Source organism: Candidatus Azoamicus ciliaticola (assembly GCF_902860225.1).
GTDB classification, from domain to species: Bacteria; Pseudomonadota; Gammaproteobacteria; order UBA6186; family Azoamicaceae; genus Azoamicus; species Azoamicus ciliaticola.
Genome location: NZ_LR794158.1, coordinates 284,440 through 292,520, shown reverse-complemented (window position 1 = coordinate 292,520; position 8,081 = coordinate 284,440). Strand labels below are relative to the sequence as shown.

Annotated in this window: 8 protein-coding genes; all 8 read left to right on the top strand. The window is 29.4% G+C overall.

Going from position 1 to position 8,081, the window contains the following annotated elements; genetic code table 11:
- The first annotated feature begins 89 nt into the window (after positions 1 to 89).
- The 8 genes from ndhC to nuoH are packed head-to-tail and all read left to right on the top strand — an operon-like array spanning position 90 to position 8,070.
- Complete coding sequence (gene ndhC / locus ESZ_RS01730) at positions 90 to 446, top strand: NADH-quinone oxidoreductase subunit A (protein ID WP_176605057.1); 357 nt, start codon at positions 90 to 92, stop codon at positions 444 to 446.
- Positions 437 to 928 (top strand): NuoB/complex I 20 kDa subunit family protein, encoded by a 492-nt coding sequence (locus tag ESZ_RS01725; protein ID WP_176605068.1) that lies wholly within the window; start codon positions 437 to 439, stop codon positions 926 to 928. The genes ndhC and ESZ_RS01725 overlap by 10 nt, the downstream gene beginning before the upstream one ends.
- 4 nt (positions 929 to 932) lie before the next feature.
- On the top strand, positions 933 to 1,586 hold the full coding sequence (locus ESZ_RS01720; RefSeq protein ID WP_176605056.1) for an NADH-quinone oxidoreductase subunit C: 654 nt from the start codon (positions 933 to 935) through the stop codon (positions 1,584 to 1,586).
- A gap of 12 nt (positions 1,587 to 1,598) precedes the next feature.
- Positions 1,599 to 2,849, top strand: coding sequence for an NADH-quinone oxidoreductase subunit D (locus tag ESZ_RS01715; RefSeq protein ID WP_176605055.1), 1,251 nt, complete (start codon positions 1,599 to 1,601; stop codon positions 2,847 to 2,849).
- 1 nt (position 2,850) lies between these two features.
- Entirely contained in the window at positions 2,851 to 3,345 is a 495-nt protein-coding gene (gene nuoE, locus ESZ_RS01710; protein WP_176605054.1) for an NADH-quinone oxidoreductase subunit NuoE, read from the top strand.
- Positions 3,346 to 3,348: 3 nt separating this feature from the next.
- On the top strand, positions 3,349 to 4,614 hold the full coding sequence (gene nuoF, locus ESZ_RS01705; protein ID WP_176605053.1) for an NADH-quinone oxidoreductase subunit NuoF: 1,266 nt from the start codon (positions 3,349 to 3,351) through the stop codon (positions 4,612 to 4,614).
- A 24-nt stretch (positions 4,615 to 4,638) separates the two neighbouring features.
- Positions 4,639 to 7,035 carry an NADH-quinone oxidoreductase subunit NuoG gene (nuoG, locus tag ESZ_RS01700; protein WP_176605052.1) on the top strand — a complete coding sequence of 799 codons (2,397 nt, stop codon included), beginning with the start codon at positions 4,639 to 4,641 and terminating at the stop codon, positions 7,033 to 7,035.
- A gap of 24 nt (positions 7,036 to 7,059) precedes the next feature.
- Positions 7,060 to 8,070 (top strand): NADH-quinone oxidoreductase subunit NuoH, encoded by a 1,011-nt coding sequence (gene nuoH / locus ESZ_RS01695; protein WP_176605051.1) that lies wholly within the window; start codon positions 7,060 to 7,062, stop codon positions 8,068 to 8,070.
- The last annotated feature ends 11 nt before the right edge of the window (positions 8,071 to 8,081 follow it).

Genomic DNA, 8,081 nt, shown 5'->3' with positions numbered 1-8,081 from the left:
TTATAATTTTTTATTTTTTATATAGATTTATTAATTTATTTTTAGTAAAATTCATACTAATTATTCATCCTTTAGAGGAGTTTTTAATTGTGATTGAAAGATATATACCAGTTCTTATATTTTTTATATTTGGTTTTGTTTTTGGGATTCTACCTGTTATTTTAGGTGCGTTAGTAGCACCTAAAAATCCTAACAAAGAAAAATTAAGCCAATATGAGTGTGGTTTTGAACCTTTTGATGATTCTAGAATGAAATTTAATGTCAAATTTTATTTTGTGGGTATCTTGTTTATAATTTTTGATTTGGAAATTGCTTTTTTATTTCCTTGGGCAGTTTGTCTTGATTTTATAGATTTATCTGCTTTTATAGGAATGGGAATATTTTTATTGGTTTTAACCATTGGTTTTATTTACGAGTGGAAAAAGGGGGCTTTAGAATGGGAATAGATGGTAAGCTTGGTTCAGGGGGATTTGTTACTACTAAATTAGATAAAGTTATTAATTGGGCTAGAACTGGATCTTTATGGCCAATGACATTTGGTTTAGCATGCTGCGCAGTTGAAATGATGCAAACGGGCGCGTCTAGATTTGATTTAGATAGATTTGGTATTATATTTAGACCTAGTCCTAGACAGTCTGATTTAATGATTGTTGCAGGTACTTTGACTAATAAGATGGCATCAGCTTTAAGAAAAGTGTATGATCAAATGCCTTCTCCTAAATGGGTTGTTTCAATGGGGTCTTGTGCGAATGGTGGTGGATATTATTATTATAGTTATTCTGTTGTTCGTGGTTGTGATAGAATTGTTCCAGTTGATGTTTATGTTCCTGGTTGTCCACCAACACCAGAAGCTTTGATTTATGGTTTATTAAAATTACAAGAAAAAATAAAGAAAACTAATACTTTAGCTCAAAAAGTAAGGGATTAATATTGTGAAATTAGATGATATAAAATCTTTCATTGATACTAATTTTAAAAATTTTGCTATTTTAAAATTAAATAATAATGGTGAAATTAACATAGACGTTGATAAATCTGTGTTTTTTAATTTTTGTAAAGAAATGAGAGATAATAATAAATTCTTATTTGGATGTCTCGCTGATGTATCAGGTGTAGATTATTTGGATTATGGCAAAAATTATTGGGAAACTATTGATTCTACTTTTACTGGATTCAGTAGAGCGCATAAGACAGATTTGAATTATTCTTTGTATATGAAAAATCGTTTTTGTGTTTCTTACCATCTTTTATCATACGTTCATAATTTTAGAGTAAGACTTAGGGTTTTTGTTTGCCTTAATGATATGGTTGCTCCATCTGTTGTTAGTTTGTGGTCTACGGCAAATTGGCATGAAAGGGAAGTTTATGATTTCTTTGGTGTTATTTTTGAAGGGCATCCTAATTTGATTAGGATTTTAACTGATTATGGTTTTGAAGGGCATCCGCTTAGAAAAGATTTTCCTTTAACTGGTGAATATGAAATAAGATATGATGAGAATAAAGCGAAAATTGTTAGGGAAGCTTCTTTAATTAAACGTGTAATTAATACGCCAAAAGTTGTTAGAAAAGATTTTCGTTATAAATAATACGGTTTTTTTATGAATAATATTGATCATTATAAAATTAATTTTGGACCTCAACATCCTGCAGCACATGGTGTCATGCGATTGATTTTAGATTTGGATGGGGAGGTTATTAAAAAAGTTGATGCACACGCTGGCTTATTGCATCGTAGCATTGAAAAAATATGTGAGAATAATTTGTATAATCAGAATGTTGGTTATATGGATAGGCTAGATTATGTTTCCATGATGTCAAATGAACATGCTTATGTGTTAGCGGTTGAAAAATTATTAGGTTTACAACCACCAATTAGAGCTATGTATATTAGAGTAATGTATGATGAAATTACACGCATTCTTAATCATTTATTGTGGTTGGGAGCTCATGCTCTAGATATTGGTGCTATGGCTTTGTTCTTATATTGTTTTAGAGAACGTGAAGATTTGATGGATTGTTATGAAGCTGTGACTGGTGGTAGATTGCATGTTGCTTATTATAGGCCAGGTGGTGTATATCGAGATTTGCCTGATTCTATGCCTAAATATAAGGGTTATAATTTTAGTAAAAAAAGGCTGGAATTGTTAAATTCTAATAGACAGGGGTCTTTATTGGATTTTATAGATGATTTCACAAAGAGGTTTCCAGCTTGCGTAGATGAATATGAGACTCTTTTAACGGATAATAGAATTTGGAAGCAAAGAACTGTCGGTATTGGGGTTGTTTCACCTGAAAGAGCTATTAATTTAGGATTTACAGGTCCTATGTTACGTGGTTCTGGTATTGAATGGGATTTAAGAAAAAAACAACCATATGCTGTTTATGATAAATTAGATTTTAAAATTCCTATTGGATCTAACGGTGATTGTTATGATAGGTATTTAGTTAGAGTGGCTGAAATGAGAGAGGCAAATAAAATAGTAAAACAGTGTGTAGAGTGGTTGTGTAAGAATGATGGTCCTGTAATGTTGGAAAATAGTAAAATAACTCCTCCTTCAAGAATTGATATGAAAAATTCTATGGAAGCATTAATTCATCATTTTAAATATTTTTCTGAAGGTTTTTTAGTTCCTGAAGGTGAAGTTTATGCTGCAGTTGAGCAACCTAAGGGTGAATTTGGAGTTTATATTGTTTCTGATGGATCAAATAAACCTTATAGAGTTAAAATGAGAGCGCCAAGTTATGTACATTTATCATCAGTAGATGAACTTTCAAGAGGTCATCTTATTGCTGATTTAGTTACTATAATTGGTACTTATGATATAGTTTTAGGTGATGTGGATAGGTAATATGTCTAAAATAGATAAAGTTTTTTTTTCTGGTGATTTTTTAAAAAAATGTGAAGATTGGTTGAAGCGTTTTCCTGAAAATCAAAGAAGATCTGCCGTTATAGAAATTTTAAAGTTTGTTCAAAAAGAAAATAGCGGTTGTTTGAATGAAAAATTAATTGGTGATGTTGCTGATTATCTTGGTATGCCTAGAATATTTGCTTATGAAGTAGCAACATTTTATAGCATGTTTGATTTAAATAAACTTGGTAGATATAAGATATGTTTTTGTGTTAGCATTTCTTGTATGTTGTGTGGGTCTGATGATTTAGTAGCACATGTTAAAAGAAAACTTGGTATAGATTTTGATGAAACAACAGTGGATGGTAAATTTACATTGAAAAAAGTTGAGTGTTTAGCTGCTTGTGGTGGCGCCCCCGTTGTTTTGATCGGTGAAAAATATTATGAGAATTTAACAGTAGAAAGTATTGATTCTATTTTAAGTAATTTGGAGTAATTTATGTTAAATCAGGTATGTTATAGAACTATTGGATTAAAATATCCTAGTAGTTTGTCTACTTATTTATCCATAGGTGGATATAAAGTATGGAAAAAAATTTTGAAGGAAAAACCTGATCCTATTAATATAATAAATGAGGTAAAGCTTTCTGGTTTAAGAGGTAGAGGTGGAGCTGGTTTTTTAACTGGTTTGAAATGGAGTTTTATATCTAAAAGTATTCCTGGTCAAAAATATGTAGTTTGTAATTCTGATGAAGGAGAGCCTGGAACTTTTAAAGATAGAGATATATTGAGATATAATCCGCATCAACTTATAGAGGGTATGGCAATAGCTGCTTATGTTATTGGAGCGACTGTTGGTTATAATTATATTAGAGGTGAGTTTTACGAGCCTATTTCTGTCATTGAAAAAGCAGTTAATGAATCTTTAAATGCTGGTTTATTAGGAAAAAATATAGATAATAGTAATATAGATTTTAATTTGTATAATGTTTATGGTGCTGGTGCTTATATTTGCGGAGAAGAAACAGCTTTAATGGAGTCTATAGAGGGTAAAAAAGGTCAGCCTAGATTTAAACCACCTTTTCCAGCTAATTTTGGTGTTTATGGGCGTCCTACAAATATTAATAATACTGAAACTTATGCATCTATACCAGTTATTTTAGAAAAAGGTGGAAAATGGCATCTTGAATTAGGTAAACCTAATAATGGTGGATGTAAAATTTTTAGTGTTTCTGGACATGTTAATAAACCTGGTAATTATGAAATTCCTTTGGGAACTCCATTTATTGAGTTATTAAATATGGCTGGTGGCGTAAAGAATGGTAAACGTTTAAAAGCTGTTATTCCTGGTGGTTCTTCAGCGCCTGTTTTGCCTGCGCATATTGTGAATAATTTGTCTATGGATTATGATTCTATTTCTAAAGCTGGGTCTATGTTAGGTTCTGGCGCAGTTATAATTATGGATGAATCTACTTGTATGGTTAATGCTTTGTACAGAATATCGCATTTTTATGCTGATGAATCTTGTGGTCAATGTAGTCCATGTAGAGAAGGTACAAGTTGGCTTTATAAGATCTTAAGTAGAATTGTTCATGGCCATGGAAATGTGTCTGATATATCTTTGTTGGATTCTGTTGCTTCTAATATATGTGGTAGAACTATTTGTGCTTTAGGTGATGCCGCGGCTATGCCAGTTATGGGTTTTATTAAACATTTTAGAAGTGAATTTGAAGATTATATAAAAAATAATAATAATCGTTTATAATATAAAATAGCATAAGGCGTTAAAATGGGAATTGTAGATAATTCTAAAGTTAAAGTAGAAATAGATGGTATAGAATTTAGTGCGAAGCGTGGAACTAAAATTATTGAAGTAGCTGATGAAGCTGGTATATATATTCCTAGGTTTTGTTATCATAAAAAACTTTCAATAGCTGCTAATTGTAGAATGTGTTTAGTTGAAGTTGAAAAAGCACCTAAGTTATTTGCTGCTTGTGCCACTCCTATAGCTGATGGTATGAAGATATTTACTAATACTGAAAAAGTTATTTCAGCACAACGTGCTGTTATGGAATTTTTATTAATAAATCATCCATTGGATTGTCCTATTTGTGATCAGGGTGGAGAATGTGAATTGCAAGATTTAACTGTAGGATATGGGTGTACTACGTCAAGATTTTTAGAATCAAAAAGAGCTTTTGAGGATTATAGTTTTGGTCCTTTAGTATCCACCGACGTTACTAGATGTATTTTGTGTAGTAGGTGTGTTAGGTTTTGTTCAGAAATTTCAGGTACAGATGATTTGGGTATAATAAATAGGGGTAGTAATTCAAGAATTTTCACTTTTTTGAAAACCAATTTAAGATCTGGTTTATCTGGAAATGTTGTTGATTTATGTCCTGTTGGAGCTTTGACAGCAAAACCTTCTAAGTTTAAGGCTAGACCTTGGGAATTAGTTCAAAAACCTTTCATAAGTAGTCATGATTGTTTAGGTAGTAATCTTTATTTACATGTTTTTAGAGATAAAATTATACGTGTAGTTCCAAGACGTAATGATTTGATTAATGAAACTTGGATTTCAGATAGAGATAGATTTAGTTATGAAGGTTTATATAGTAGTGATAGAGTTAAGTCTCCAATGTTGAAAAAAGATGGTAATTGGATAGATATTTCTTGGTCACAAGCATTGGATATTGTATCAAAAAATATTAAATCAGTTATAGAAAGTAGCGGAGCAGATAATATAGCTGCGATAGCATCATATAATTCTACGTGTGAAGAGTTCTATATTTTACAAAAATTGTTGAGAGCATTAGGCTCGAATAATTTAGATCACAGAATAAATCAATTAGATTTTAATTATCAAGAAAACATGCCTGTTTTTTCTGGAATTGATATTGGCATGGATGAATTTGATAAATTAGATTCCGTTTTGATTATTGGCAGTGATATCATAAAAGATCATCCTGTTATTGGTATAAAATTAAGAAAAATTATTAATAATGGTGGAAATGTTTTTGTTGTTAATCCCATAGATTTTGATTTTTTTATGAATGTGTCTAATAAAATTATTAGTAATCCTAAAGATTTTATACACATAATATCTTCTTTGATTAAAAATTTTACTTTTTTTAATAAAGATTTTAATGATAAAAATATTATTAATTTATTTTCAAAATTAAATGGATATGAAAAATATCGTGAGTTTTCAGAAAAATTTTTTTCTGCTAAACGTAAAGTAATATTGATTGGATCTTACGTTATTTTTTCTCAAGATTATTCTAAAATTTTATATTTATGTAATCTTTTATCCAGTATTAGTGGTGCTTATTTTGGTGTTTTAACGGATGGAGCAAATTCTTCTGGTGCTTGGTTGAGTGGTTTTGTTCCACATAGATTACCTGGTGGAGTAAAACATGATATTGGAAATAATGTTAATTGTTCAAATATTTTTTCTAAATTATTAAAATTATATATTCTATTTGGAATTGAATTGGAAAATGATTCTATTTATGCTAAAAAATCTTTAGATGCTTTGAGTAAAGCTGATTTTGTAGTGTCATTTTCATCTTTTAAAAGTGATGTACTTTTAGGTGTTGCTGATGTTATTTTACCTATTGCTTCTACTTATGAAAATGTTGGTACTTATGTTAATATGTCTGGTATTTGGCAATCTTTTGATCCAGTTGTCTTATCGGATTATGAAGTTAAGTTTGGATGGAAAGCGTTGTCAGATTTAGCGAGTATGTTGAAATTAAATGGATTTAATTATATTGATTCAGTACATATTTTATCTGAAATTAAGTCTTTTATTAATGAAAATTGTACATTATCTTGGAATTTCAATGTTATTGATAATTTAGTTAGTAATATTAATGGTGATTTAATAGTTATTCCTTATTTGTCTCAATATAATGTTGATAGTTTAGTTAGACGAGCAAATTCTTTGCAAAAAATTGACAGAGATAATGATTTTGAATCAAATTTAGTTTTAAAGTGTAATGATGGTGTTTATAATAAATTAATTCTTAATAAATCTTTAAATAAACTTTTAGCTGATAAAAAAATTATTGTTAGTATAGATAATTCAGTTTCTGATGGTGTTTTATTTATTAGAAATTATAATTTATTGAATTATATAGATTATTATTTACTTTACGAAGTTTTTTCTTTTGATAAAATTTAGTGTTTTATTCATTGAGGTGTTTACATGAATTTAAATATCTTATTTGGAGTGATATATACTTTATTTAAAATATTAGTAATTATAATTCCTTTAATGCTAGGTGTTGCGTATTATACTTATATTGAGAGGAAGGTTATTGCTTATATGCATGATAGAATAGGCCCAAATAGAGTTGGTAAATTTGGGCTTTTACAACCTTTTGCTGATGCAATTAAATTGTTGTTTAAAGAATTAATTATACCTACAAAATCTAATAAATATTTATATGTTATTGCTCCTATTATAGTTATAGGGCCTTCTTTAACAGCATGGGCTGTAATGCCTTTTAGTGAAACTTTTGTTGTAGCTAATTTAAATGTTGGTTTATTATTTTTATTATCTATGACATCATTAAGTGTTTATGGCGTTATAATAGCTGGTTGGGCTACTAATTCTAAATATGCTTTATTAGGATCTTTAAGATCTGCTGCTCAAACAATATCTTATGAAATTGCAATGGGTTTTTGTTTTGTTGGTGTTTTAATGTTATCAAAAAGCATGAATTTGAGAGATATTGTTATGGAACAAGATGGAGGTGTTTTTAGTTGGTTTTGGTTACCTTTATTTCCTTTATTTGTTATATATTGGATTTCTGCTGTTGCTGAGACTAATAGAGCTCCATTTGATGTTGTTGAAGGAGAATCTGAAATTGTTGCGGGATTTCATGTTGAATATAGTGGTATAAGATTTGCTTTATTTTTTTTATCAGAATATTCCAATATGATATTAGTTTCTTTTTTGTGTGTTATTATGTTTTTTGGTGGATGGTTACCACCTGTGGCATCTAATAGTCAGATTGGTTCTTTTCTTTCTATTATTCCTGGTATAGTTTGGTTATTGTTTAAGTCATCATTTTTTATTTTTAGTTTTCTTTGGTTTAGAGCAACATTTCCTAGATATAGATATGATCAAATTATGAGATTAGGTTGGAAAATTTTTATACCTGTAACTTTGCTCTGGATTTTTGTTGTTGGTATATTTATTAGATTTTTTTAATTTAGGGGGTT